Source organism: Micromonospora sp. NPDC049529 (assembly GCF_055586685.1).
The window spans coordinates 13,727-35,606 of record NZ_JBVJHT010000001.1; the positions used below are offsets into that span (position 1 = coordinate 13,727).

19 protein-coding genes, 2 tRNA genes and 1 pseudogene are annotated in these 21,880 nt (G+C 70.8%); 8 read left to right on the top strand and 14 right to left on the bottom strand.

Features of this window, described 5'->3' with window-relative positions; translation table 11 throughout:
- Positions 1–79: 79 nt before the first annotated feature.
- Positions 80–1,021 (bottom strand): EamA family transporter, encoded by a 942-nt coding sequence (locus tag ACZ6QQ_RS00065; RefSeq protein WP_465873057.1) that lies wholly within the window; start codon positions 1,019–1,021, stop codon positions 80–82.
- A gap of 71 nt (positions 1,022–1,092) precedes the next feature.
- Here ACZ6QQ_RS00065 and ACZ6QQ_RS00070 point away from each other — a divergent pair, with 71 nt between their 5' ends.
- Complete coding sequence (locus ACZ6QQ_RS00070; protein ID WP_465873058.1) at positions 1,093–1,992, top strand: LysR family transcriptional regulator; 900 nt, start codon at positions 1,093–1,095, stop codon at positions 1,990–1,992.
- Positions 1,993–2,063: 71 nt separating this feature from the next.
- Here the strand turns inward: ACZ6QQ_RS00070 and ACZ6QQ_RS00075 are convergent, their stop codons facing one another.
- Positions 2,064–2,462: a DNA polymerase ligase N-terminal domain-containing protein gene (locus ACZ6QQ_RS00075; protein WP_465873059.1), complete on the bottom strand. Its 399-nt coding sequence runs from the start codon at positions 2,460–2,462 to the stop codon at positions 2,064–2,066.
- 108 nt (positions 2,463–2,570) lie between these two features.
- The gene (locus ACZ6QQ_RS00080) at positions 2,571–4,205 is read right to left on the bottom strand and encodes a fibronectin type III domain-containing protein (RefSeq protein ID WP_465873060.1); all 1,635 of its coding nucleotides are present in this window, start codon (positions 4,203–4,205) and stop codon (positions 2,571–2,573) included.
- Between the two features lie 153 nt (positions 4,206–4,358).
- Between ACZ6QQ_RS00080 and ACZ6QQ_RS00085 the strand changes: the two genes are divergently transcribed.
- The 3 genes and pseudogenes from ACZ6QQ_RS00085 (at position 4,359) to ACZ6QQ_RS00095 (ending at position 7,440) form a co-directional block, all read left to right on the top strand.
- The gene (locus tag ACZ6QQ_RS00085) at positions 4,359–5,279 is read left to right on the top strand and encodes an NADP-dependent oxidoreductase (protein ID WP_465873061.1); all 921 of its coding nucleotides are present in this window, start codon (positions 4,359–4,361) and stop codon (positions 5,277–5,279) included.
- Between the two features lie 443 nt (positions 5,280–5,722).
- Positions 5,723–7,045, top strand: a pseudogene (gene rho / locus ACZ6QQ_RS00090) (transcription termination factor Rho); the annotation flags it as partial.
- Between the two features lie 26 nt (positions 7,046–7,071).
- Positions 7,072–7,440, top strand: coding sequence for a hypothetical protein (locus tag ACZ6QQ_RS00095; RefSeq protein ID WP_465873062.1), 369 nt, complete (start codon positions 7,072–7,074; stop codon positions 7,438–7,440).
- Positions 7,441–7,525: 85 nt separating this feature from the next.
- Here the strand turns inward: ACZ6QQ_RS00095 and ACZ6QQ_RS00100 are convergent, their stop codons facing one another.
- The gene (locus ACZ6QQ_RS00100) at positions 7,526–8,545 is read right to left on the bottom strand and encodes a D-cysteine desulfhydrase family protein (RefSeq protein ID WP_465873063.1); all 1,020 of its coding nucleotides are present in this window, start codon (positions 8,543–8,545) and stop codon (positions 7,526–7,528) included.
- A gap of 406 nt (positions 8,546–8,951) precedes the next feature.
- Between ACZ6QQ_RS00100 and ACZ6QQ_RS00105 the strand changes: the two genes are divergently transcribed.
- The gene (locus ACZ6QQ_RS00105; RefSeq protein ID WP_465873064.1) at positions 8,952–9,389 is read left to right on the top strand and encodes a carboxypeptidase-like regulatory domain-containing protein; all 438 of its coding nucleotides are present in this window, start codon (positions 8,952–8,954) and stop codon (positions 9,387–9,389) included.
- Positions 9,390–9,661: 272 nt separating this feature from the next.
- On the opposite strand, the gene ACZ6QQ_RS00110 is transcribed toward ACZ6QQ_RS00105, so the two are convergent.
- From ACZ6QQ_RS00110 to ACZ6QQ_RS00125, 4 genes are read right to left on the bottom strand one after another with little or no spacing between them, the layout of a single operon-like run.
- Entirely contained in the window at positions 9,662–10,981 is a 1,320-nt protein-coding gene (locus ACZ6QQ_RS00110; protein ID WP_465873065.1) for a hypothetical protein, read from the bottom strand.
- Positions 10,978–11,790 (bottom strand): ABC transporter ATP-binding protein, encoded by an 813-nt coding sequence (locus tag ACZ6QQ_RS00115; RefSeq protein WP_465873066.1) that lies wholly within the window; start codon positions 11,788–11,790, stop codon positions 10,978–10,980. Before ACZ6QQ_RS00115 ends, ACZ6QQ_RS00110 begins: the two co-directional genes overlap by 4 nt.
- A 9-nt stretch (positions 11,791–11,799) precedes the next feature.
- Positions 11,800–12,615, bottom strand: a complete 816-nt coding sequence (locus ACZ6QQ_RS00120) for a zf-HC2 domain-containing protein (RefSeq protein WP_465873067.1) — start codon at positions 12,613–12,615, stop codon at positions 11,800–11,802.
- Complete coding sequence (locus ACZ6QQ_RS00125; protein ID WP_465873068.1) at positions 12,612–13,160, bottom strand: RNA polymerase sigma factor; 549 nt, start codon at positions 13,158–13,160, stop codon at positions 12,612–12,614. Before ACZ6QQ_RS00125 ends, ACZ6QQ_RS00120 begins: the two co-directional genes overlap by 4 nt.
- Before the next feature lie 490 nt (positions 13,161–13,650).
- Between ACZ6QQ_RS00125 and ACZ6QQ_RS00130 the strand changes: the two genes are divergently transcribed.
- The gene (locus tag ACZ6QQ_RS00130) at positions 13,651–15,243 is read left to right on the top strand and encodes an LPXTG cell wall anchor domain-containing protein (protein WP_465873069.1); all 1,593 of its coding nucleotides are present in this window, start codon (positions 13,651–13,653) and stop codon (positions 15,241–15,243) included.
- Positions 15,244–15,692: 449 nt separating this feature from the next.
- Here the strand turns inward: ACZ6QQ_RS00130 and ACZ6QQ_RS00135 are convergent, their stop codons facing one another.
- The 5 genes from ACZ6QQ_RS00135 to ACZ6QQ_RS00155 form a co-directional block, all read right to left on the bottom strand.
- Positions 15,693–16,706 carry a hypothetical protein gene (locus ACZ6QQ_RS00135; RefSeq protein ID WP_465873070.1) on the bottom strand — a complete coding sequence of 338 codons (1,014 nt, stop codon included), beginning with the start codon at positions 16,704–16,706 and terminating at the stop codon, positions 15,693–15,695.
- Positions 16,703–17,050: a PadR family transcriptional regulator gene (locus tag ACZ6QQ_RS00140; protein WP_465873071.1), complete on the bottom strand. Its 348-nt coding sequence runs from the start codon at positions 17,048–17,050 to the stop codon at positions 16,703–16,705. Before ACZ6QQ_RS00140 ends, ACZ6QQ_RS00135 begins: the two co-directional genes overlap by 4 nt.
- 293 nt (positions 17,051–17,343) lie before the next feature.
- A complete protein-coding gene (locus ACZ6QQ_RS00145) occupies positions 17,344–17,511 on the bottom strand; it encodes a hypothetical protein (RefSeq protein WP_465873072.1) in 168 nt (55 codons plus the stop codon).
- A gap of 479 nt (positions 17,512–17,990) precedes the next feature.
- Positions 17,991–18,063, bottom strand: a tRNA-Arg gene (locus ACZ6QQ_RS00150).
- Positions 18,064–18,098: 35 nt separating this feature from the next.
- Positions 18,099–18,189 (bottom strand) — tRNA-Ser (locus ACZ6QQ_RS00155).
- Between the two features lie 170 nt (positions 18,190–18,359).
- On the opposite strand from ACZ6QQ_RS00155, the gene ACZ6QQ_RS00160 reads away from it, so the two are divergent.
- Positions 18,360–19,610, top strand: coding sequence for a hypothetical protein (locus ACZ6QQ_RS00160; protein WP_465873073.1), 1,251 nt, complete (start codon positions 18,360–18,362; stop codon positions 19,608–19,610).
- A 98-nt stretch (positions 19,611–19,708) separates the two neighbouring features.
- On the opposite strand, the gene ACZ6QQ_RS00165 is transcribed toward ACZ6QQ_RS00160, so the two are convergent.
- On the bottom strand, positions 19,709–20,479 hold the full coding sequence (locus ACZ6QQ_RS00165; RefSeq protein ID WP_465873074.1) for a CPBP family intramembrane glutamic endopeptidase: 771 nt from the start codon (positions 20,477–20,479) through the stop codon (positions 19,709–19,711).
- 208 nt (positions 20,480–20,687) lie between these two features.
- Between ACZ6QQ_RS00165 and ACZ6QQ_RS00170 the strand changes: the two genes are divergently transcribed.
- On the top strand, positions 20,688–21,803 hold the full coding sequence (locus tag ACZ6QQ_RS00170) for a globin domain-containing protein (RefSeq protein WP_465873075.1): 1,116 nt from the start codon (positions 20,688–20,690) through the stop codon (positions 21,801–21,803).
- Positions 21,804–21,880: the final 77 nt, after the last annotated feature.

Consider the following 21,880-nt stretch of genomic DNA (forward strand, 5'->3'; position numbering starts at 1 on the left):
GAACTACACGCTTAAACCAGGCGCGGTCCGCCCCTATTCCGGTTCCCACCGACGAGTTGTCTACCCCCGCTGATCCCCGTCATCCCGCCGGACGAGCGGCGACGGGCCCCGGCACCCCGGCTCCGCCGTCGGTGCCGGGGTCGACGGCGGCGGGCCCGACAGCGGGTACGGGCGGCCGGCGCATCACCAGGGCCAGCCCGGTGAGGATGACGGCGGCGGCGACCGCCTCGGTGACACCGACCCGCTCCCGCAGGAACAGCGCGGACGCGGCCAGCCCGAACACCGGCACCAGCAGGCTGAACGGGGCCACCCGGGCCACCGAGTAGGTCGCGATGAGACGGTTCCAGAGGCCGAAGCCGAGCAGGGTGGAGACGTAGCCGACGTACAGCACGGCGAGGATGCCGCCCCAGGAGAGGTCGGCGAGGGCGTCGAGCACCCGGCCGGGACCGTCGACCACGCTCGCGAGGCCGAGCAGCGGGATCGGCGGGACCAGGCTGGACCAGACCAGCAGCGACAGCGGCCGGGTCTCCCCGCTCGCCCGTACCACCACGTTCGCCACCGCCCAGCTCACGGCCGCGGCCAGGGTGAGCGCGAACCCGACCAGCGTCGCCCGACCACCGCCGCCGACCGCGAGCATCCCGATCCCGACCGAACCGACCAGTACGCCGGCCACCTGCCAGCCGCTCGGCCGCTCCCGCAGCAGCACCGCCGCGAGCAGCACCGAGACCAGCGCCTGCGCCTGCAACACCAGCGAGGCGAGGCCGGCGGGCATCCCGGCGTCCATCGCGGTGAACAGCACCCCGAACTTCAGTACGCCGAGGACGAGCCCGTAACCGACGACGTAGCGCAGTCGGGCGGTGGGCCGGGGTACGAGCAGGACGAGCGGCAGCGCCGCGACGACGAACCGGAGCGCGGTCAGGACGAGTGGCGGGAGGTCCCGCAGGCCGATGTCGATGACGACGAAGTTGACGCCCCAGATGGCGGCGACGAACAGGGCCTGGAACCGGTGGGTCAGTTTCACCCGAATACCGTCCCCCGGCAGACCATTAAGGTCCAGTTCATAGTTCTTAACTGTCGCTGTAGCGTGGCTACATGGATTTGGACGTACGGCGACTCCGGGTGCTGCACGAGGTCAACCTCCGGGGCGGGGTGACCGCGGCCGCCACGGCCCTGCACGTCACCCCGTCGGCGGTCTCCCAGCAGCTCGTACAACTCTCCCGTGAGGCCGGCTGCGAACTGCTCGAACGGTCCGGCCGGGGGGTCGTGCTCACCGCCGCCGGGCAGGTCCTCGCCGCACACGCGGAGCGGATCCTCGGCGCGGTCGAACACGCGGTGGCCGGGCTCGCCGTACTGCACCAGCGGGTCGGCGGCACGGTCCGGGTGGCCGCGTTCCCGTCCGCCGCCGGCACCCTGGTCGCCCCGGCCGCAGCCCGCGCCATGGCCAAGCACCCGGACCTGGACGTACGCGTGGTCGAGGCCGAGGACCGGCAGAGCCGGCTCGACCTGCGCTCGGCCACCATCGACGTCGCCATCCTCCAGGAGTACGACCACGTCCCGGCGCCCCGGACCGCCGAACTCGACCGGCACCCGATCACCACCGACCCGATGCACCTGATCACCCCCGTCGGCTGGGGCCGGTCCACCCGTCGGCTGGCCGACCTGGCGGACGTGCCCTGGGTGGCCAGCGCCGAACACACCCCCTGCGGCCGGTCGACCCTGCGCGCCTGCCACCTCGCCGGATTCGAGCCGGACATCCGGCACCGGGCGGTCGACTTCGCCCTCACCCTCGATCTTGTCGCCGCCGGGCTCGGCGCGGCCCTCGTACCCGGACTGGCGTTGCGGAACGTGCCGACCGGCGTCGACGTACGCCCGCTCGACGCGCCGGTGACCGGCCGGCAGATCTTCGCGGCGACCCGGCCCCGGGGCGACGGTCCGCTGCGGCCGGCGATCGACGCCCTGCTCCGCGCGCTGGCCCCGACGCCGGCCGGCTGACCCGGAGCGTTTTCACCCGGCCACCCACCGGCCCGACCGCCCGTGCCCTGGCCCCGGTCACCCCGACCGCGCTACCGGTCCGGTTGGTCCTTCGTCCGGTGCAGCAGCCAGTTCTGCCGGGTGTGGATGAGCGCGTACCGGGTCGCGCCGGCCCGTCCGTGCAGGGTGAAGAGCAACCGGCGCTCGGTCCGGTCGTGTTCCTCCCACCAGCCCGAGTCGGCGATGGACTTGTCCGCGTCGGTGTAGGTCAGGTGGTCCAGGTCGTGGTCGGCCACCGCGACCGCCAACCGGTCTCCGGACGGGTCGCCGGGCAGGCCCCTCGGCACCGCCCACGACCGGAGCACCCCGTTCTCCTCCAGCCGCAGGTCGAAGTGGTGGGTCGGCCGCCGGTGCTCGTGCAGGACGAACGCGGGACGCGGTGGTTCCCCGTCCCGCTGCTCGTCGGCGTCGCGCCCGGTGTCGGTCGCCATGGGCAGAGTTCTACCCCACAGTGCGGCGGCGATACCCGTACCGGATGGCAGACGGGTGCCGGTCGGGCCCCCCGACCCGACCGGCACCCGTCTCGACGGTTCGGCGACTCAGCCGATGACGTCGTAGGTGGTGATGCCCTTGGAACCGCCGAGCACCGGACCGGCCTCCCAGTGCCGGCAGCCGGTGGTGGTCGGGTCCTCGGTGGGGCAGAACCTGTTGCCCGTGATCACCAGGGCCACGGTGACGATCCGCCCCTCGGGCAGGTTCACGCTGGCCGCCGGCCCGGAGTACGCCGTCCCGCAGCTACCCCGGACCCAACTGCTCGGTGCCGAAGCGGCCCGGGTCCAGGTACCGAAGCCGTGGTCGTAGAGCCAGACACCACCGGACGCGCCGCTTGACGCGCAGTTCCAGAGGTTGACGGTCTTGACCGTGACCGGCGGCGGCGGGGGCGGGCTGGCCGTCGTGGCACAGATCTCGGGCGCCGGGTCGTAGCCGAATCCCGCCTTGATCGGACCCATCTTGTAGCAGTACCGGGTCGCGGGCTGGAGGTTGTTCACCGTGAACGTCATCGGCCCGGTGCCGGCCGTGCCCGGCGCGTACATGGTGTTCACGCCGACGTGGTCGACCCGGTACTGGGTCTCGCCGACGGCGTTGTCGAACCAGTGCAGCACGATCGAGGTCTCGGTCACCCCGGTCACCGAGACGTTGGTCGGGCGGGGCAGGGCGGGCAGCGGAAGGTCCCGGCAGACGACGGCCGAGGTGGCCGAGCCGTACGGGTTGTCGGCCCGGACCCGGTAGCAGTACTGCTGGCCCTGGGCCACGTTGGTGTCGTCCCAGCTGAACGCCGTGTCACCGGTCCGGTTGTTGCTGTGCACCTGCACCCAGGGACCGGCGCTGCCGCCGACCGAGCGCTCGACGACGAAGCCGCTCGCGTTCGTGCTGCGCGGCTGCACGTACAGGTAGATCGTCGGCACCGTCTGGGAGGCGTTGACCTGGATGTCGGGTGCCGCCGGCGGGCTGCCCTGGGTGGCCGTACGGCAGCCGAGCTGGGGGTTGCCCGAGCCGGCGCCGACGTTGATGCCGAACACGCAGACGCTGTGCGTACCGGGCCCGGCGGGCACGGTTAGCTCGTAGCCGTGGGCGGCGCCGTACGCCGGGTGCACGGCGGCGACGTCCGGGCGGCTGCCGTTGGCGTTGACCGTACGGACGTGGGTCCCGTCGAGGTAGACGTGCACGTCGATCGGGTTGGCGGTGTCCGGGTCGATCGCCCAGCCTCGTACCAGCAGGCCGGCCGGTCCGGGCGAGACCTCGTCGACCGATCCGATCGGGTCGAGTGCCACGGTGAAGGTACGGCAGGCCGACGCGTCCCGGCCCTCGTTCTGGTTCACGGCTACCGCGCAGACGGTGCTGCCCGCCCGCGCCGGCACGGTTCCGGAGTACGCCCTGGTCGACGGGTTGGCCGAGAACGTGCCGACGACCACGCCCTGAATCTTGATCTGCACCTGGACCGGGCCGGATCCGTCCGGGTCCCTCGCGGTGCCGCTGACGGCGAGACCGGCGGGGCTGCGGACCGGGGTGCCGAGCGTGACGGTGGGGGTGCCGTAGTCGTCGACCGGGTCGCAGATCGGTGGCGGGTTGGGCACGTTGCACGGTGGTGCCGCGATGGCGGGGGTGGTGACGACGCCGACGAAGGCGGCCGCGAGCAGCACCACCGTCCCGGCGCGGATGAATCGGTTACGCATGGCGTCAGGATGGCGAAAGTGCGGGTGTCCGGCGATGTTCCCGGTGAGTTCTGGACAGCGGCGGCGAGTCCGGCCATCCGCCTCCGGGCCACCGCCGATGCTGTCAGAGTCATGGTGTCCGACGGATATCGCGGCGAAGGAGCACCCATAACAATGCCTAAAGCGGTCAAATACGATGCGTACGGTGGAATCGACGTACTGCGGGTGGTGGAGGTCGACCGTCCGGTGCCCGCCGCCGGACAGGTTCTCGTCCACGTGGTCGCCGCCGGCATCAACCCCGGTGAGGCGGCGATCCGGCAGGGCCTGATGGAGGGCCGGTACCCGACCACCTTCCCCTCCGGACAGGGCAGCGACCTCGCCGGTACGGTGGCCGAACTCGGTCCCGGCGTCGACGCGTTCGCGGTCGGCGACGAGGTGTTCGGGTTCACCGACGAGCGGGCGAGCCAGGCCGAGTTCGTCGCCGTACCGGCCGACCAGGTTGTCCGCCGACCGTCGGGGATGCCCTGGGAGGTGGCCGGCGCGCTGCCCGTGGTGGGGACCACGGCGTACGCGGCGGTGCACGCGGTGGGGGTCGTCGAGGGCGACACCGTTGTCGTCTCCGGAGCCGCGGGCGGGGTCGGTTCGATCGCCGTCCAGTTGGCCCGCAACGCCGGGGCGAGCGTGATCGGGCTGGCCGGACCGGCGAACCACGACTGGCTCGCCGACCACGGCGTCACCCCGGTCGCGTACGGCGAGGGCATGGCCGAACGGGTCCGGGCGGCGGCCGACGGCCCGGTCGACGCCTTCGTCGACACCTTCGGCGACGGCTATGTCGACCTCGCCGTCACCCTCGGGGTGAAACCCGACCGAATCGACACGATCATCAACTTCGCCGCCGCGCAGAAGTACGGCACGAAGACCGCGGCGAACAGCGAGGGGGCGAGAGCGGAGGTGCTCGCCGAACTCGCCGGGATGGTCGACGAGGGGCGGCTGGAGCTCCCGATCGCCCGCACCTACCCGTTGGACCAGGTCCGCGAGGCCTACCGGGAGCTGGAGCAGCGGCACACCCGTGGCAAGATCGTCCTGATGCCCTGACCGGGCGAAGCTTGCCATCGCCGGCAAATCGCGTTACGTTGGCGGCAGTGCACCCCTGCGGGTGTCGGCGAAAGACTCCGACCCAGGGCGTGTGATTTCCTTTTCACGAGCGCGGCTCGCATGATCAGATCACATGATCACCGGCGAATCGATTCCGCCGGAGCTTACGAACTGCTTCCGCCGATGTGCCGACGCACATCCCGCTGAGGGCCTCGATCCCTCGGTCGTCCAGCACCACCCCGCCACCCGCCCGAGCCATCCCGGCCACGAAGCCGGGATCGCCCGAGCACCGGCAACCCACCGGCGACCACCGCCGGTCAGCCGGACCGTCCGCCGGAGCGACCCGGATCGGCGCGGAGCGGACAACACCTTCCCAGGGAGAGGCAATGACTGCCACCGATTCGCTGGTAGACCAGCACTCCACCGCACCGCGTACACCCCACCGGGGCGCCGGATTCGACGACGCCCCGTCGGGCGGCACCGCCCGTCGGTCCACCCGGTCTCCCCGTCGGGCGGACGGCCGGACCGGTAACACCAACAACAGCCGCCGCACCCGGACCACCCGTGACCGCGTACGCGGTGCCGAGGGTCACGACGAGACCCGGATCGGCGACGACACGGTGCTCGTACCGGTCTCCGGAATCCTCGATCTCCAGGAGAACCACGGTTTCGTCCGCACCAGTGGATACCTGCCCGGCCCGGACGACGTGTACGTCTCCATCACCCAGGCCAGGAAGTACGGCCTGCGCCGGGGTGACGCCGTGACGGGCGCGGCCCGTCCCGCCCCCGACGACGACCAGCGCCGGCACCAGCCGCTGGTCCGGTTGGACTCGGTCAACGGTGCCGATCCGGAGCAGGCTCGGCGGCGCCCGGACTTCTACAAGCTGACCCCGCTGTACCCGCAGGAACGGCTCTGCCTGGAGACCGAGCCGCACCTGCTCACCACCCGCCTGATCGACCTGGTGATGCCGTTGGGCAAGGGTCAGCGGGCGCTGATCGTCTCGCCGCCGAAGGCGGGTAAGACCATGGTCATGCAGGCGATCGCGAACGCGATCAGCCGGAACAACCCCGAGTGTCACCTGATGGTGGTGCTGGTGGACGAGCGCCCCGAAGAGGTCACCGACATGCAACGGTCGGTCCAGGGCGAGGTGATCGCCTCGACCTTCGACCGGCCGACCCAGGACCACACCACGGTCGCCGAGTTGGCCATCGAGCGGGCGAAGCGGCTGGTCGAGCTCGGCCAGGACGTGGTGGTGCTGCTTGACTCGATCACCCGGCTGGCGCGGGCGTACAACCTGGCGGCGCCGACCGGTGGCCGGACCATGTCCGGTGGCATCGACTCGGCCGCGCTGCACCCGCCGAAGCGGCTGCTCGGCGCGGCCCGGAACATGGAGAACGGCGGTTCGTTGACCATCATCGCCACGGCCATGGTCGACACCGGTTCGACGATGGACTCGGTCATCTTCGAGGAGTTCAAGAGCACTGGCAACGCCGAACTGCGCCTGGACCGGAAGCTCGCCGAGAAGCGGATGTTCCCGGCGGTCGACATCCACTCCTCGGGCACCCGGATGGAAGAGGTCCTGTTGGCACCGGAGGAGTTGGCCATCGTCGGCCGGCTGCGCCGCGCGTTCAGCGGCCAGGAGCCGCAGCAGTCCCTCGAACAGCTCCTCGACCAGCTCCGCAAGTCCGGCAGCAACTTCGAGTTCCTGACCCGGATCTCCGGCGGCACCCTGTCGGCGGGCACCGCGTCGCGTACGCGGCGGTAGGGCACACAATCTCGGTCATCATATTGATGAACAACCTGACCCTGGGCCAGATCGACATGCGACTGTCCGGTGGCCTCGGGGTGCGGATCGGCAGTGGCTACCCGACGAACATCCGGGTCGGCACCGTCGTCGCCCGTGGTGGCGGGCGCGGGATCTTCTGTGTCTCGGAGACCGGTGGGGCCGTCATCGACCGGGTGACCATCTCGAACACCGGAAACAACTGGAACCTGGTGGAGAACTGCTACAACGTGACGATCGCCGGGGTGTCCGGGACGGTCACCGGTGGCGGTGAGGTCCGGGTCGCCGCGCGTACGGAGTTTCCGATCTCGTCGGGCATCACGTTCCAGAACCTGACGGTGACCAACACCAACATCACCCGGAGCCCTCCAGCCTGAGCTGGTGCTGAGCGGCGCGAACCCGGCTGCACCCGTACGACGGTAGGGCCCCACGGCCGGCGGCAGACGTCGTCGGCCGCACCCGTCAGAAACCGGTCGCGGCCGGGCCCGGCCGGTAACGGCGAAGCGCCGACTCGGCCCGGCTGACGGTGTCGGCGTGCCCGAACAGTCCGGGCAGGCCCCCGGTGTGCAGGAAGGCGATCTTGGTGTCCAGGGGAATGTCCCCGTCCCGTACGGCGGCGATCAGGCCCGCCATCGCCCGGCCGGTGTAGATCGGGTCGAGCACGATGCCCTCGCTGCGCGCGGTCAGTTCGAGTGCCTCGGCCGACGCCGGGGTGAGCTGGGCGTAACCGGCACCGACCTGGTCGCGCCGAATGCGCAGCCGGTCGACGGAGACACCCGTCCCGCCGACCCGGCCGGCGAGGGCGGCGACTGCCTCGGCCGGTTCGTCCAGGGCGCCGACGTCGACGCCGAGCACCCGGTCGGCGCCGACGGACACGACCAGTCCGGCCATGGTTCCGCCGGAGCCCAGCGCGACCACCACCACGTCGAGGTCGGGCACCTGGTCCAGCAGTTCCCGACCCGCCTCGACATACCCGTACGCTCCGACGGCGTTGGAGCCGCCGAACGGGATCAGCTCGGGGCTGGCCCCGTTGCGGCGCAGCTCGGCGACGACGTCGGCGGCCACCGTGGCGAGTTGGCCCCGGTCGACGTCACCGGCCCAGTGGACCTGTGCGCCGAAGAGGCCGTCCAGGGCGAGGTTGCCGGAGCGGGAGCCGCCCGGTTCGCCGGGGAAGACCAGCACCACCCGCAGGCCGGACCGGGCACCCGCGGCGGCGGTGAGCCGGGCGTGGTTGCTCTGCGGGGCACCGGTCGTGACGAGCGTGTCGGCACCGTTGGCGAGCGCGGTGCCGATGGTCCGTTCGAGTTTGCGAACCTTGTTGCCGCCACCTCCGAGACCGCCGAGATCGTCCCGCTTCATCCACAGTGCGCCGGGAGCGAGCCCGATGGCCTCGGCGAGTCGTGGTGCGGGCTCGACGGGTGTCGGATAACTCCCGAGCGTCACCCGCCGGCCCGGCGGTGGTGCGGACGAGCGGTCCGTCATCGGTTGTCTCTCCTACCCCCATGGTCGCTCCGACCCGATGGCCGGCCGACCGGCCGCGACAACGGCTTGCGGCACCATCCCGCACACACCGTCGCACATCATGCTCACGCCGCGCGCCGACAGGCCGGCTCGGCGGGGGATCGGGGACGTCGCGGCCGGACGCCAGCCGACCTTTCTGCCGGGGCAGCGCTCTCCATTACCACGGAACCCGCATCACCGAGGCGAGGTTCGACAAATCGCTGGCCGGAGCGGCGCCTGACCGATCAGCGGGTGGGCCGGGGCAGTTCCCCCGGCCCACCCGTTCACATGTCGGGATGTAGCCATTGCCTTACTGTCTGTATTGACGACCGAACCGGGGCGGGCCGCACGTACGTCAGCTTGCCCAGATCCTGATAAGGAGCCAGCGATGCGGTCAACCCGAGTTCGCGTACTCGTCACGGCGCTCTTCGCCGCCACCGCACTGTCGGCCTGCGGCCAGCCCTCCTCCACCTCCCCCGGCATGTCCGGCGGACCCGGCGACGCACCGGTCTCCGCGACCCATCCGCCGGCCGACCCCAGCCGGTCGACCAATCGGGGCATGGTCACCGGCACGGTCGTCCGCACCGACGGCTCGCCGGTGCCCGGCGTGGGAATCGACGTGAAGTCAGTGGACAATCCCGCCAAACCAGTCCCCCAACTGGTCGTCACCACGGATGCCAAGGGCGTCTTCCAGTGGAACCTGGAACCCGGCCGCTACGAGTTCCACATCCGTACCGGAGGCACCTCGATCACGGGCCGGGCCGCACCGCAGCCCGCCACCGTGACGGTCGGACAGACCTCGACGGTCAATTTCACCCTCACCTGACCGCCCACACTCGACGTCGCCGAGCTCGATCGCGTGCGGGCGAATCTCCACCGTCCTCCGGTCAGTGACGCGGCAGGGTGGCCAGCGCCAGGTTGGGATCGGGCGCGGTGGTGTACGCGGCACTGAGCACGTAGACGGTGCGGCCGCGTACGCCGAGCTGTCGTTTCGCGTCTATGACTCACGGTATTGCGAGCCCGCCCAGCCCCAACCACATCCTGTCAGGGATAGGCAGCCCAGGTGGTCAGAGCCATTGGGCCGGGCGGCGCCGGACATCAGGCGGTGGTGAGGACGTCGTACAGGTCCGGTCGGCAGTCGAGGGCGGCGTCGCGCATGGCGGCCACCCGTGCCGACTGCGCCTCCACGGGCAGTGTTCGCAGGTCTGCCAACGCCCGGTCGGCCAGCTCGCGAACCGGCGTCCACAGGTACTCCGGCGCGGCGTCCGCGCCCCGCAGCCAGAGTCCGGCGGCGGCTCGGGCGGCGTCGATGCGGGTCCACGTATCGGTGTCGTCGGCGGCGGCGCCACACTTCCAGGTGCCGGCCCCGTCGAGGATGTCCTCCTCGATCGAGGCGCCACCGGTGCTGATCGTCCCGTCGCCGCCCATCGTCAGGCTCAAATGGACGGTGTCCGGGCGCTGCCGGACGAAGTCGCCGTACGTCGCGGCTTCCTGGACGACGGCGGTCGGCGGGTGGGGCAGGCGGCCGAGTACGGTCAGCGCTCGCCGGGCCGGCTCGACGAGTTGCGGCAGGATCGGCTCGTACAGCCGGGTGACGCAGACCCGTGGTTCCCCGTCGGCACAGACCAGTTCGGCGGCGAGCGGGTCGCGGGGTGCCGCGCGGTCGGCCGGCGGCAGCACGGCCAGGGCGAGGGCCAGGCCGAGGACCGCAGGCAGTACGGCGAGCAGCTTCGTCCGACGCGTACCGGCAACCAGCAGTGCCCAGCCGGTGGCGGCGAGTGCGACGAACCACGCCGCCTGCCCGGCGACACTGCGCCACGCCACCGTGGAGTAGTCGTCGGTGAGCCCGAGGTAGCCGGGGATCAGCAGCAGCGCCCGGGGACCGGCGTCCTCCCAGAGCACCTGCGGGACGACGACCGCGACGAGCCCACCGAGGGCCAGCAGCGGTGCGGTCAGCCGTGACGGCATCAGCCGACCGAGGCCGAGGCCGAGCACCGCCGCCGCCGCGACACCGAGCGCGCCGACCAGGACCGGCCAGTACCAATCCGGAGGCCGGTACGAGGCGGTCAGCATCGCCCGGACGAGACCGTCGAGCAGGCCCAGCGCGTACCCGCCGGCCAGGCACCCCACGACGACCACCGTCAGGGGAGCCACCCGGCCGGCGCCGGAACGCGGCGTCGACGTCAGCAGGTCCGTCATCCGGGCCGCCCGGTCGCGCCGCGCCTGCCAGGCACCGGCGGCCAGGACCAGCGGCCAGATCGCCCACAGCATGTTGTGGTGCGCGAGCACCGTCGCCATCCAGAGCCCGTCCCAGCGCTCCGGGTCACGCGTCATCACCCAGGCGAGGACAGCGGTGAGCACACCGATCCACAGCGCGGCGGAGCGGCGCAGCTCGATCCAGGCGATCCGGCGGGTCATCGCACACCACCCGTCTCGCGGTGGCGGCGCATCAGCACCGCGTATCCGCGTTCCATGTCGCTGTCACCGTTGGCTTCCGGATCCGTGGCGGCCGCGACTGTCAGGTCGTCGGGCACCCCCTGGAAGACGAGGCGGCCCTCGTGCAGCAGCACCACGTCGGTGCACGCCGCGGCCACGTCCTCCACCAGGTGCGTGGCGACCACCACGCAGGTGTCGCGGCCGACGTCGCGCAGCATCGCCCGGATGGTCATCCGTTGCTCGGGGTCGAGGCCGACCGTCGGCTCGTCCAGCAGCAGGACGGTCGGTTCGTTCACGATCGCCTGGGCGATGCCGACGCGGCGCAGCATGCCGCCGGAGAGCGACCGCATCGTGCTGCCGGCCCGCGACGTGAGATCGACCCGGTCGATCGCGCGTTGCACCGCGTCCGGTACGTCGCGCGGCGGCATCTCCTTCAACCACGCGACATATTCGAGGAACTCCCGGACGGTGAACCGCCGGTAGTACCCGAACTCCTGCGGCAGGTAGCCGAGCGCCCGCCGGACCGCCCGCAGGTCCCCGCCGGAGTTGACGGTCTGGCCGAGGATCTCCAGTTGACCGGAGGCCGGCCGCAGGACGGTGGCGAGCGCCCGGATCAGCGTCGTCTTACCGGCGCCGTTCGGGCCGAGCAACCCGTGCACACCAACCCCCAGTGCGAGGTCGAGTGCGTTGACGGCGGTGTGTCGTCCGGCCCGCAGGGACAGCCCCTGGGCGTGGATCGGCCAGGCGTACGTTGTCGGCGCCGTCTCCTCGGCGCTCACCGTGCGTACCATGTGATCTCCTCATCGATGGCTGGTGGTGCGCTGGAAGGCATCGCGCCACAGGAAGACGGCACCGGCGGCGAGCACGGCGCAGACCGCCCACACCGGGGTGCTGTCGGGGTCGAGTGCGGCCGGAATCCGTGACCAGGCCAGGCTCGGCGCCACCACGGCGCCGACCCAGCCGACGGTGACGACGACTGCCGCGCGGCCGACCCCGATGAACGCGCCGAGCGCGAGCGCGCCGACCACGAACACCAGGCTCGGCAGCAGCCAGCGCACCGGCGTCGCGCCGACCACCGCGCTGGCGGCCGTGAGTGGCGGCATGACCAGGACAAGAGCGGCAAGGGTACGGCGCAGCGCCAACCCGAGCCCGGCCCTCGGCATGCTGGCGACCAGTTCGTACGCGGGATCGAGGTACCGGGTCCACGACGCCGCCACCCCCAGCATGGGCACCACCGGCGCGACGAGCAGCAGCAGCGACGGCCGGTCCGACCCGATCCCCTCCGCCGCCAGGTCCAGCAGCATTGCCGCGAGCGGGACCAGGACCGTCATCACCAGCCAGGGCAGCGCCGCGGGGGCGGCCCAGCGCAGCACCGCCGGCCACCGGCGACGCCGTGGCGCGGGCTCCGCCTGCACGACCGGCTCCACCGCGGCCCAGACGGTGTCGACAATGGACGCCACTGCGGGTGCGCCCGCCTCGACGGCCTCGGCGAGCCGGAGCCGGCAGTCGGCGCAGCCGTCCAGGTGCACCTCCAGCGCCCAGACGGCGTCCGGTGGCAGATCGTCGCCCGAGGCGTACCGGGCGAGCAGCCCGCTCGGGGCGTGGTCGGCCGTCATGACAGCACCTCCCGCAGCAGCGCCCGGGCGCGCCGGGCGCGGGTCTTGACCGTGCCCTCCGGCACCCCGAGCAGTGCCGACGTCTCGCGTACCGACAGTTCGTCGAGAACCATTGCCTGCACCACCTCACGAAGTTCCGGTGCGAGATCGCGGACCGCGCTCGCGACCGGGTCGTCCATGACCCGGCCGACGACCTCGTCCTCAGCTGCCGGGACGGTCAGGTCGCTCAGCGGCGGGGCGGCGACCGGTGCCGACCGCCGGCCCCGCACCCGGTACGCGTCGACGAGGCGCCGGGCCGCGATGGTCCAGAGCCAGCCGGCGGCACTGCCCCCGGCCAGGGCGCCCGCGTAGCCGGACGCCGACCGCCACACCGCGACGTACGCGTCCTGCATCACCTCGGTCACCAGGTCGTCGTCGGCGCACCGTCGACGCAACCGCACGGCGAGCCACGGCGCGGTACGACGATAGAAATCGTCGAACGCGGCCCGATCGCCTCGGGCGATACGGCGCAGCAGCGCCTCGTCGTCCGGCTGCGATTCGCTCACAGCGTCACGTCTACTCACACCCGGCTAGACGTTCACCGCCCCCGCCCCGGTTCTCGGCCGGGTGTGACGTGCGTCTCAGTCGTCGGAACGAGCCACCTACCCACCGACCCCGCCACCGGCGAACGGCATCGTCCTATGTGGCATCGGCGGTGATCCACTCGGCTCTGAATGGTGGCGCGCGGCCGAACCGGCGCCGCCGAGTGTCATCGCACTTCGGGTGCGCAGTGTCACCAGCGGTGCACCGAGGACATCGCTCAGCGGGCCCATTGGTATTCACAGAACTTTTCGGTCATGGCCCATTGCGCGCAGGGTGTCCACGAAAACACGGACGGGGAAAGGAATGCGGAGTCGCGACACCTTTGTGGATAAGTACGAGAAGGCTTTCATGATTGACCGTTCGGCCAGAAGTGCCCCCGCAGGGCGATCTTTCGATCTATCCGCCCGTACGCTCCGGGGGCTTCACCTGTACCCCCACGGGAGGACCCCTTTCATGCGTAACACCAATACCCGGCGCTGGCTCGCCGGGTTTGGCGTCGTCGGCGCGCTGGTCACCACCGCTGCTCCGGCGACCGCGGCGCCCGAGCAGCCCAGCCTCGGCGTCTACTTCCTGGACAGCACGATCGCGGCGGACGGCCCGGGCATCGTGGATTCCCCGATCCTGTACGGCTCCGAGCCGCTCGCCCTGCACGGCGTCAAAATCACGTACGACTTCAGCGACCTGGCCGGCAAGGTACGAGTCTCCGACTCCGAGGACAGCCCCGAGACGTGCGCGCCGGCCGGCTCGAACCGCCTCGTCTGCTCGTACCCAGCAGGTTTGGAACACGTCGACTACGTCGACGAGTGGGGTGCATCCGGGTACTACGCCGTCACCATCGCCCCCGTCGAGGGCGTCAAGGACGGCGTCGAGGGCACCCTGAAGGTCAGCTTCGACGCGGCCGGCTTCGACAGCGTCACCCACGAGTCGCGGATCCGGATCGGCGAGGGCGTGGACCTGGCCGGCGGCGTCGAGCAGCAGGTGACGTCGAAGCCAGGCGGGAAGTTCACCACCCCGACCACCGTCCGCAACGTCGGCGGGACCACGGTCACCGGTACCAACGCGCTCTTCTTCAACGACTACGCGATTCGCGCGGACAAGCAGTTCAGTAACTGCACGTACGTGAAGGACGAACTCCGCTCCTGCTACTTCGACGAGCCGCTGGCCGCCGGCAGTTCGTACACCGCTTCCCTGCCGTACGTGCTGGGCGCCGACACGTACGCGCCGGGCAGCGAGTACGGCGAGGTTTCCTGGCTGACCGCCGCGGAGTTCGAGGACTTCTCCGCCTACCTCAAGGCCATCGGTACGGAGATCGGCAAGCCGGGCAATGGCGGTGAGCTCAAGTTGACGGAGCTGGCCAGCGCCAACGCCAGCGGTCGCAGGGCGCAGGCCGACACCGATCCGACCAACAACTGGAGCAACCTCGAGGTCACCGTCACCGGCAACAACGGTGCCGACCTCTCCGCGGTCGGCGCCAGCATCTCCGGCGAGGCCGGCAAGGTCGTCCCGGCGACCATCGGGTTCCAGAACAACGGTCCGGCGACGATCGACGTCAGCCGGCGAGGCGGTGCGGTCACCTCCGTGGACATCAAGGTGCCGGCCGGTACGACCGCCGTGACGGTGCCCGAGGAATGTGTCCCGTACAAGGGTGACGAGGTCGACTGGGAGAACCCGGGCAAGGTTGGCGCGGCCAGCTACCGGTGCTACTCCGAGTCGATCAGCATTGCGGGCGAGAAGCGCACCTTCGACTTCGGTTTCCGGGTCGACCAGGTGATCGCCGACGCGGCCGGTCAGGTCACGGCCAACCCCAAGTGCGAGTGCGAGTACTACTTCTCCGGGGACCTGGACCCCTCGAACGACATCGCCAAGATCCTGGTCAACGCCACCGGCGACGGCGGCGGGGACGGCGGTACCGGTGGCGGTGAGGGCGGCCTGCCGATCACCGGCGCCTCGGCCGGCCTCATGGCCGGTGTGGGCGTGCTGGTGCTCGGCGCCGGTGCGGTCGGCTTCGTGCTGGCCCGGCGGCGTCGGATGCGCTTCGTCGCCTGATCCAACCTGTTCACGCACGCCCCGTTGGCCGGTGACCGGCCAACGGGGCGTGCGCCGTCTCCGGGGGCGTCGACTCGTACTCGCCAGGGCCCGGCAGTAGTGCATTGTTAGGTTGGTACAAGTTGGTGGCAGAGAGGGCAGAATCCGAGCCAGGTCGCGAGTTGGTCAGGAGCGGCCTTCGAAGTGCACCCGTGGACAACGAGACGATCGAGGGTCTCGCCTGGTAGTGAGGGCTTGGCTACTTATCCGCGAGATGATCCTCAATTTCGTGGCCCAACACATCCTCGGCCAGGGCAGGTCGTACTGACCCGCAGGCCGCGCCGCCTGCTTGCCTCGCCGCAAGGTCGACTCGGTTTTCCTGGGTTCCGGAAGGTCCGAGGGCCAGCGGACGCCCCGATTTCCTGAAAACCGAGCCGATCTTTTGCTGTGGCTGTCTGGCGCGGCCCTCCTCACGCCCCCTGGCTGCCCGGCCGTTCCCAGTGGTGCAGGATCGCCACCGCCACCGCGAAGAACAGGGTGGGCGTCAGCACCAGCACCAGCCACTGCGCCGGGGTGAGCGCGGCGAGGACACCGTCGTGGGTGGAACGTTCCCGGAACGTCCCCGTGGTGCCGAACCCCACCCGGGTGAGCAGCAGCGTGACACCCACCGGAACCACCAGTGCGAGCAGGCGTCGCCGCATCACCGCCGGCGTCGACAGGATGACAAGAGCGAAGAGCAGGTATCCCGCCGTCAGCAGGATTGCCTCGATCCGACCGACGCCGACGGTGAAGATCCAGGTGCCGTGAATGGGCGCCGTCGAACGATCAGCGGCCGTCACCCAGGCGACGCTCGGCGCTGCGACGCTGACCAGCGTCGCAGCCGCCAGCACGCCAAGCCGCCAGCGCGCGAGGGCAGCCGACGCGGAACGAGGAGCGCGGACCACCAGCGCCAGCGGGACCATCGCGGCGAGTACGGCGGGCCACAGATTGAACACGGTGGAATGTTGCCCGTAGTCCGCAGCGACCCGAACCACCTCGAACACCGCTCCGCAGCCGGCGATCGCGGCTGCCACCCGGGCCCAGCCGACCACGGTCGACACCGCCACGATGAGCCACAGCCCCGACACCAGGCCACCCGGCCAGAAGACGAACTCCTCGCCGATCCCACCTGGGTAGCTGTCCGCGAGCGTGGTGAGGTGCAGCACCGGTACGCGCGCAGCGCGCACGAACAACACCAGCGCGGCGATCAGAGCGAGCGCCTGCGCCGCCTCCCGCCACGGGTCGGCCGAGTATCGAGCACCAGCCTGGCGGAGATGCGCCCGGAGCGCCCCGCCGAGCAGGGCGAGCACGTCTCGCGCCGCAGGTCTGCGCTGGTCCGGGGCCGCGTCGTCCAGCAGCACGCCGATCATCTCGTCCTCGTACTGCCGCCGGTAGGCGCGGGGATAACAGGCCATCAGCCGTCGGTAGACGTGGTCCAACGTCACGCCGCACCGCCGTCGAAGATGAGACCGGCACGGCGTAGTCGGACGCTCGCTGCGTCGGCGTTGCTGCGCAGACGCGCCGACTCCTCGGCCAGTCGACGCGCCCCCAGGGCGGTGAGTCGGTAGTACCGGCGCAACCTGGACTGCACCTGTTCCTCGCGCTCGATGTCGACGAGACCGTCGGTCCGCAGCCGGTCGAGGGCTGCGTAGAGGGTGCCGGCGCGCAGGTCGACGCGCCCGTCGGAGATTCGGCGGACCTCGTCGAGGAGCGCATATCCGTGCCGTGGGGCCTCGACGAGCGCGGTGAGTATCAGATAGGTGGACTCATGCATGGAAACCTTCGCCATTGCCGCAGCATATACAGTTCAACTGCATATACGGCAACCGCCGGAGGCGGAGGTGGTCGACCGGGACAGACGGGCGTCAGCCCGGGGTTCCGTGGTGCTGTTGGCCGCAGCAAATTCTGCGACAGTGTCAGCGAGGCGCTTGGGGCCCAAGCAGGTCCGCCCCTGGGAGGCAGGGATGTGGTCGACCTGCTGCACGGTTGTCGGGCCTCGATCGGGTCTGGGCGATGGGCTCGCCCGCCGTTCCGCTCTGTCGGCTCACTGCGCATCCCTCAGTTCGCCGCGCGGGTAGGTGCTCACCCTGTTACCGAGCGCAGTGAGGCGGTCGATCGTCTGGCGGACCCGGGCTCGCCGCCCGCCTGGAGAAGCGACTCGCACTGCACCCAAGAGACCCGGTCCACCACCTGCTCTCCGCGCTCGACCCCGGCGACCGCGCTCCGAGTGCTGCGCACCAGCCGCGCCACGTCATCCTGGATCAGGCCACGCGTCTTGCGCCACGCGGCGAGCCGCCGTCCAAGCGCCCGCTTTACCTCCTTGAGTTACTGCGGATCCACCGGGAGGGCCTCCATCGCGATCGGAGGAGGATGATCACCGCTCGCTACGTTCCCCTCACGGCAAGATGACATTAACGGATATCAGCGACAGCGGGCCGCCCTGGCGCCGCGCGCCGGAAGAACGAAGATGCACCGCCAGCGCCACGATCTCGGACCAGCAAGGAGCAGCACCTCGCCCACAAACCGCTGTCCCACCATTTGGGCTTTCAGGGGAACGGGGCACACCAAGATCAAAACTCGCCCGGACAGGACGGCTCGCTACTGGACAGGCCGGGACGTGAGGGATGCTCGTCGCAGGAGCACCCACCGAGCACCCGACCGTCCACAAGGGACGAAACAAGCAAGGGGCCTGCCTGCCATTCCAGCAGGTCAGACCCCTTTTGATCCTGTGCGCCCGAAGGGACTCGAACCCCTAACCTTCTGATCCGTAGTCAGATGCTCTATCCGTTGAGCTACGGGCGCATGTGCTCGATCAGCATACACAAACCAATCTCGCGCGGAGACTCCGGGATTCGAACCCGGGAGGGGCTTTAAGACCCCAACCGCATTAGCAGTGCGGCGCCATAGACCAGACTAGGCGAAGTCTCCCCGGTGGCCAGCAGACCACCGCCGATCGAGAATACAGGTCCCCTACCCGGCGAGGCAAAGCGAGTATCCCGCGCGGCGTACGCGGCGCGCCGTGACTCGCCACCCCGTGGCTCGTACCCGCCAACTTTCCGGGAGGTGAACCTCGCACAACCGGACTAGGCTCGCTGGGCATGGAGGAGCAGCCGCCCACCGACCCAGCGCCCGGCCGCCGACCGCAGGCGAAGTCGGCGCCCCGCTCCCGTACCCCGAAGGCGGCCTTCGCTGCCCCCCCGCAGCCGGATCCACCACCGCCGGCCACCGCGCGTACGGCCAGGGCAGCGCCCCCGGTCCTCTTCCAGCCCCCACCCGAGGAGCGGCCGCCACACCCGTCGCCGCCTCCCGTCGAGGCCGATGGTCGCGCCCCCACTCCCGACGCCACGGACGACCCACCGCCGCCCTCGCCCAAGCAGACCCAGGCCGCCCCCGCCGCCCGGAAGGCGACTCCCGCCAAGAAGGCGACTCCCGCCCGCAAAAAGCCACCCGCAGCCACGACGACACCGACACCGACAACGGCAGCCGCACCGGCACCGGCACCGGCACCGGCACCGGCACCGGCACCGGCCAAACGAGTTGGCCGCAAGACCGCCGCCACCAAACGAGCGGATGAGACCGCCGTCGCAGGGGCAGCAGACGAGACCTCCGGCCCAAAACCCGTCAAGGCGAGAGCACCCAGACGGGCCGTACCGCTGCCCGGCCCCGTCCCGGAAACGCCAACGCCGCCCGTACCGCCGATCGGCGCACGGCTGTTCGAGCACCCCGGCTTCGCGCCCGAGTTGCTGGCTCTCGCCGCCGTACGCGCGCTCGGGCCGACGGCTCGGGCGTGGTCGGTGCGTACCCGGGGCAGTTATCCCACCGCGACGACCGATGGCCTGGCCCGGCTGGTCACCGCCCGCTTCGTCCGGTTGGCCGGGGCGGGCGGCGCGGTGTCGGCCGCCGCCGGCCTGTTCGCACCGCTCGCCGAACTGGCGGCGGTCTCCTGGACCCAGGCCGAGTTGGTGCTGCATCTCGCCGCCGCGTACGGCCTGGATCCGACCGACCCGGAGCGCGCGGTCGACCTGCTGGTCCTGACCCAGGTGCATCCCGACGACCGCAGTGCCCACGAGGCGCTCGACGCGGCCGTGACGGCCACGCCGGATGGTGAGGACGGCAACCTGCACCGGCTGGCGGAGGCGGGCTGGCGGTTGGCCGCACCGCTCGCCGCGCAGGCCGGTGGCTGGATGATGCTGCGGCTGGCGGCACGAATGCTGCCCGGCGCCGCCGTGCTCGCCGCCGCCGCGGGCGACTCGGCCGCCGCCCAGCGGCTGGCCGCGCGGGCCGTGACCCGCTTCCGCGCCGTCGCCACCGCCACGAACAACAGCCGGCCGACGATCACCGACGCGTGAACCTGCCGGCTGGGCGAGATCCGGCGGCATCCGACATCCCGGCAAACCGGTCCCGGTAACCCCGGCCGCGTCGACTGGATCCAGTCGAGCCAGCTCGACTACAACCAGTCGAGCCAGCTCGACGGCAGCGCCGAATAGCCGACGAAGGCGACCACGTCGAGCAGCGTGTGCGCGACCACCAGCGGCAGGACCCGCTTCGTCCGCAGGTAGAAGAGGCTGAAGATCACGCCCATGATCGCGTTGCCGACGAACGCGCCGAAGCCCTGGTACAGGTGGTACGAACCGCGCAGCAGCGCGCTCGTCGCGATCACCGTGCCGACCCGCCAACCAAGATCGCGCAGCCGGGTCACCAGGTAACCGACCACAACGATCTCCTCCAGGATCGCGTTCTGCGCGGCGGCCAGCACCAGCACCGGGACAGCCCACCAGATATCGGGCAGAGCGGCCGGGACCACCGAGACGTTGATCCCCAGTTTGGCCGCGACGTAGAACAGGCCGAGGCCGGGCAGTCCGATCAGCGCGGCCAGCCCCGCTCCGCGGGCCAGGTCCTGGCCCGGCCGCCGCGCGTCCAGGCCGAGCGTCAGTCGGGCGTCGCCCCGGTCGCGGTTGAGCAGGTGTACGGCGAGCAGCACTGGAACCAGCGCGAACAGGATGTTCAGCAGCTGGTACGTGAGGTCGAGCCACGGTCGGGTCGACTGTGACGCGTTGAGGGTCGCGGTCTGCTGGGACAGGGGCCGGTCGGCGGTGAGCCGGCCGACGATGTTCACCGCCGCGTAGATCGCGGACTGACCGAGGGAAACACCGAGGACCAGCAGCACCTCGGTGCCGAGGATCCGGCGGGACACCGGCCGGGCGAGCTCTACCGTCACCCGACCACTCTGCCTCAGGGCGCCACGATCGACCGCCCCTGGACCCGAAAGTTCCGCGCGCCACCACCCCGTCGGAGCCGATCGCACATTCTGTGCGACCAACATCCACGGAGAGTGTCCATCCTGATCGTGACGGACAGCCCCATGGTCCCGCCATCCGATCAGCTCGCACGTGCGCCGGCCGCACGTCGTCATCGAGAAGGGCGCAATGGACAACCTGGCGCAGGTGTTGAAGGAGAGTTGGACCCTGGTCGAGGAGGACCGGGCCAAGATCGCAGGACATTTCTACGCCCGCCTCTTCCTCTCCAATCCGCAACTGCGCGAACTGTTTCCCGTACAGATGGATGGTCAGCGGGATCGGCTGCTGGAAGCGATCATCACCTCGATGCAGACGATCGACGATCCGGAGCGGTTCGCCGACTACCTGGGCGGGCTCGGTCGCGACCACCGGAAGTACCACGTCAGCCCGGAGCACTACGCGCTCGTCGGCGAGGCGCTCCTGGTGGCGTTGCGCACCGCAGGGGGCGATGAGTGGACCATCGAGTACGACCAGGCATGGCGGGACGCGTACGCGCTGATCGCGGAGAAGATGATCGCGGGCGCCGCCGACGACGCCAATCCTCCGTTCTGGCACGCAGAGGTGCTGACCCACGAACGGCGGGGCCGGGACGTCGCCGTCTTCACCTGCCGCCCGCTCCAGTTCCCGTTGCCCTACCGCGCCGGTCAGTACGTCAGCATCGAGGTGCCCCGCTACCAGCCACGACTGTGGCGTACGTACTCGATCGCGAACGCGCCGACCGAGGAGAACGTGCTGGAGTTCCACGTACGGGCGGTCGGTGCCGGTTGGGTGTCCAGCAGCCTGGTCCGCAAGATCAAGCCGGGTGATCTGCTCCGGCTGGCGGCCCCGATGGGCTCGATGGTCCTCGACCGCAAGTCGAACCGGGACATCCTCTGCGTCGCCGGAGGCGTCGGCCTCGCCCCGATCAAGGCGCTGGTCGAGGAGTTGACCCTCTACAACCGCACCCGCTGGGTGCACGTCTTCTTCGGCGGCCACAGCCAGGACGAGTTGTACGGCCTCACCGAACTGTACGAACTCGCCGCCCGGCATCCCTGGCTGTCGGTGCTCCCCTCGTGCAGCGTCGACGACGAGTTCACCGGCGAGCGGGGCGATCTTGCCGAGGTCCTGTCCCGGTACGGCCCCTGGACCACGCACGACTGTTTCGTCTCCGGCTCCGCCCCGATGGTCCGCTCCATTCTGCGCACCCTGGCCCAGCACGACGTGCCCCCCGCCAACATCCGCTACGACACCTTCGGCGACCTCTGACCCACCCCCTCCCCCAGCCCCCTCCCCCCAGCCGGGTATCGGGCCCTGCCGGCAGGGCCCGATACCCGGCTGGGGGG